Source organism: Haloactinopolyspora sp. (assembly GCF_027324685.1).
GTDB lineage: Bacteria > Actinomycetota > Actinomycetes > Jiangellales > Jiangellaceae > Haloactinopolyspora.
On the sequence record NZ_DAHVSH010000019.1, the window covers coordinates 1 to 3,370 of the forward strand.

Sequence of the window (3,370 nt, forward strand, 5' to 3'; positions counted from 1 at the left end):
CCACGGTGATCTCACCGTACTGACCGCCCAGGACTTCCTGGAGTTTGCGGGCGTACACCGCGTCCCGGCGGTCGGGCTTGGCTCGGTGTTGCAGCTCTTGGCGGTGGAAGAACATGTCGGTACCCCCTCTGGGACCTGGGCGGATTACGACGGCGCAGCTCGGGCCGGTCACCGTGCGCTGGAATCAAGTTCCGCGCTCGTACCCAGTCGTCAGAACCGGCATGCGGGCATTCACCCTGAAAGCTCTCGATTCGGACGGATCGTCATGTTCCGGGCGGGGCTGCGAGTCGATCGCGTTAGCCGCACCCGGTTGCGGGTACGGCACGCCTGACGTTCGCGATGGCGCCGAGCGGACCAGGACGGTGGGCGATGACGACGAATCCGCACGAACTTTCCGATCCGGACCCCGTGCCGCCGACAGCATCGGTGCCCTGGACGGTGCGGGTGGTGCGCCGGGTGGAGACCGCTACCGCACTCGACCGCTACGAAGGGCCGCTGCGCGCTGTGGCCGGCGTACTGACGGCACAAGGGACCGCGCGTGCGACGTTGTACGGCACGTGGCTCGGCCACGCCCTGCATCCGGTGCTCTCCGACATGCCGATCGGGATGTGGACCTCCGCGGTGGTCCTGGACCTCTCGCGCCGGCCGGACGCGCAGCCTGCGGCCCGATTACTCGTCGGCGCCGGAATCCTCGCAGCGCTGCCCACCGCCGTGACCGGCGTGGCGGAGTGGGGGCGAACCACGCCTGAGCAGCGGCGGGTCGGCTTGGTCCACGCCGCTGGCAACGTCACCGCGCTGGGGCTGTACGGAGCATCGTTCGCAGCGCGCAGCAGCGGGCGGCACCGGCTCGGTGCGGCGTTGGGCTTGTGCGGCGCGGCGGTGGTCGGCGCCGGAGCATTCCTCGGCGGGCACATGACGGTCGCCCGCAAGGTCGGCAGCCGCCATCCCGCCTTCGAGTTGACGTCCGAGCCGGCCGAAACCGGGTGACTCCACCTCGATCACGCCGCGTGCAGATCGCCGTACGGTACGCAGGTTCACATGATCGAGGAAGGAACGGTTCTGATGGGTCTTCTCACGTTCAGCATCAACGTCACCCTGGATGGGTGCGTCGACCACCAGGAGGGCATTGCCGACGACGAGACGCACGCCCACTTCACCCGCCTCATGGACGAGTGCGGCGCGATGCTCTGGGGCCGCACCACCTACGAGATGATGGAGAGCTACTGGCCGGCGGTCGCTCGCGGCGACGTCGATGCGCCGCCGGCGATGCGCGAGTGGGCACTCAAGCTGGACGCCAAGCCGAAGTACGTCGTCTCGGCCACGCGGCGCGACTTCCCGTGGACCAACAGCCACCACCTCGACGGCGATCTGCGCACGGCGGTGCAGGCGCTCAAGGATCAAACGCCCAGCGGGGTGCTCGTCGGCAGCGGCAAACTCGCGACAGCACTGGACCGGCTGGATCTGATCGACGAGTACGAGTTCCTCGCCCATCCCATGATCGCCGGCCACGGCCCCACCTTGTACCAAGGCGGACTGCCCGGCACCCGACGCCTTGACCTGATCTCGGCGGAGCCGCTCAACAACGGCGCCATCGCCTTGCACTATCGACGGGCCGATTGAGGTCCGTTGCCGGGGCTGGTGGCATCACCGACCGCGGCCGCGACGTCACCCGCGCCCACATCGGCCTGGACCTCGACGCCCCAGCGCCGGATTTCGCCGCGATGGCGGCGTCGTTCGGCATCGAGTCCACAGGACCCATCAGCGATCCGGCCAAACTCGGGCCGGTGTTGCAGCGCGCCTTCGCCACGGTGCGCGACCAACGCGTGCCCGTACTCGTCGACGTCGTCACCCAGCATCGATGAAGGAGGGGCCGTGAGCGAACGACGTACCCGGATCGCCGTCGGCGTGACCGGTGCCACCGGCGCGATGTTCGGGATCCGGATCCTGCAACGCCTGGCCGCGATGGACGTCGAGACCCACCTGGTGATCAGCCAGTGGGGCCGGCGCACCATCGAACACGAGACGCCGTACTCGGTCGACGACGTCCGCGCGATGGCCGATGTCGTCCACCAGATCGGCGACCAAGCATCGACGCTGTCCAGCGGGTCGTTCCGCATCGACGGCATGGTCGTCGCGCCGTGCAGCATGCGTACCGTCGCCGCCGTCGCGCACGGGCTGGCCGACAACCTCATCACCCGCGCCGCCGACGTCGTCCTCAAGGAGCGCCGCACGCTGGTGCTGCTGGCCCGGGAGTCACCGCTGAGCGACATCCACCTGCAGAACCTGCTCACCGTCAGCCGAGCCGGCGCCGTCGTGTTCCCGCCCGTCCCCGCCTTCTACAACCAGCCGCAGTCGCTGGACGACATGCTCGACCACATCGCCGGTCGCGTGCTCGACCAGTTCGGGCTCGACCCGGACGACGTGCGTCGCTGGGACGGCAAACTGTCGCACTCCACCTCCCCCCGCCGGAGGCGTGATGCCTGACCCGACTCAGCTCGCGAGACCGGTGGTGCTGATCCTCGACGACTACGAGGGCTTGCTGGCCAAAGCGCCCGCGACGGTTCGGCTGAGCCACGACGCCGAGGTGCGCATCCTCGACCACCCGTTGTCGCAGGTGCCCGACGATCAGCTGCGCGACGTCGACGCGGTCGTGGCGCTGCGCGAACGCACCCGGTTCGACGATGCGCTGTTGCGCAGACTGCCCAAACTCGAGCTCGTCCTGCAGACGGGCACCGGCGCCAACCACATCGACGCCGCGGCGATGTCGGCGCGCGGCGTGGCCGTCGCCCTGGGCCAGGCCACCGTCGGGCTGGCCGCCGTGCCTGAACTCACCCTCGGTCTCATGGTCGCCGCCATGCGACACTTCCCCGCAGCTGAGCGCGCTCGAACCGGTGGCCGGTGGCCCCTGTTGACCGGGCGTACGTTGCGCGGGCGGCGGTTGGGCGTGCTGGGGATGGGCCGGCTCGGCAGCCGGGTCGCCCGGCTCGGCCAGGCCCTCGGTATGGACGTGGTCGCCTGGGGCCGCCCCGGCGCGGGCTCAGGTGGCGCGGCGCACCCGGCCCGGCACAGCGACGACGACATCGAGCGACTGCCCCTGGACGCGGTGCTGGCCAGCAGCGACGTGGTCAGTATCCATCTGAAGCTCACTCCGGAGTCCCGCGGATTGCTCGATGCGACCAGGCTGCGATCGATGCGCCCGGGCAGCGTGTTGATCAACACCGCCCGGGGTGCCATCGTCGACGAAGCCGCACTCGTCGACGTGCTGACCAACGGCCCGCTGGCGGCCGCAGGGCTCGACGTGTTCGCCGATGAGCCCCTTCCCGCCGAACACCCGCTGCGCCGCCTGCCCAACGTCGTGTTCACCCCGCAC

General features: G+C 69.9%; 6 protein-coding genes. 5 read left to right on the forward strand and 1 reads right to left on the reverse strand.

Annotation, left to right across the window (positions count from 1 at the left end; all coding sequences use genetic code 11):
* Window positions 1–115, reverse strand: a 115-nt coding sequence (locus M6444_RS22855) for a manganese catalase family protein (protein ID WP_363326217.1), incomplete at its 3' end; no start/stop codon positions are given.
* 254 nt (window positions 116–369) lie between these two features.
* Between M6444_RS22855 and M6444_RS02915 the strand changes: the two genes are divergently transcribed.
* From M6444_RS02915 to M6444_RS02935, 5 genes are all read left to right on the forward strand, one after another.
* The gene (locus M6444_RS02915) at window positions 370–987 is read left to right on the forward strand and encodes a DUF2231 domain-containing protein (protein ID WP_298322931.1); all 618 of its coding nucleotides are present in this window, start codon (window positions 370–372) and stop codon (window positions 985–987) included.
* 75 nt (window positions 988–1,062) lie between these two features.
* A complete protein-coding gene (locus tag M6444_RS02920; protein WP_298322934.1) occupies window positions 1,063–1,620 on the forward strand; it encodes a dihydrofolate reductase family protein in 558 nt (185 codons plus the stop codon).
* The gene (locus tag M6444_RS02925; protein WP_298322937.1) at window positions 1,617–1,862 is read left to right on the forward strand and encodes a thiamine pyrophosphate-dependent enzyme; all 246 of its coding nucleotides are present in this window, start codon (window positions 1,617–1,619) and stop codon (window positions 1,860–1,862) included. Before M6444_RS02920 ends, M6444_RS02925 begins: the two co-directional genes overlap by 4 nt.
* 10 nt (window positions 1,863–1,872) lie before the next feature.
* The gene (locus tag M6444_RS02930; protein WP_298322940.1) at window positions 1,873–2,484 is read left to right on the forward strand and encodes a UbiX family flavin prenyltransferase; all 612 of its coding nucleotides are present in this window, start codon (window positions 1,873–1,875) and stop codon (window positions 2,482–2,484) included.
* On the forward strand, window positions 2,477–3,370 hold an 894-nt coding region (locus M6444_RS02935), incomplete at its 3' end, for an NAD(P)-dependent oxidoreductase (protein WP_298322943.1). The genes M6444_RS02930 and M6444_RS02935, both read left to right, overlap by 8 nt.

What these genes read in the sequence shown, in the direction of transcription:
- M6444_RS02915 (WP_298322931.1), top strand. Translation starts at nt 370, where the DNA reads ATGACGACGAATCCGCACGAACTTTCCGATCCGGACCCCGTGCCGCCG.
- M6444_RS02920 (WP_298322934.1), top strand. Translation starts at nt 1,063, where the DNA reads ATGGGTCTTCTCACGTTCAGCATCAACGTCACCCTGGATGGGTGCGTC.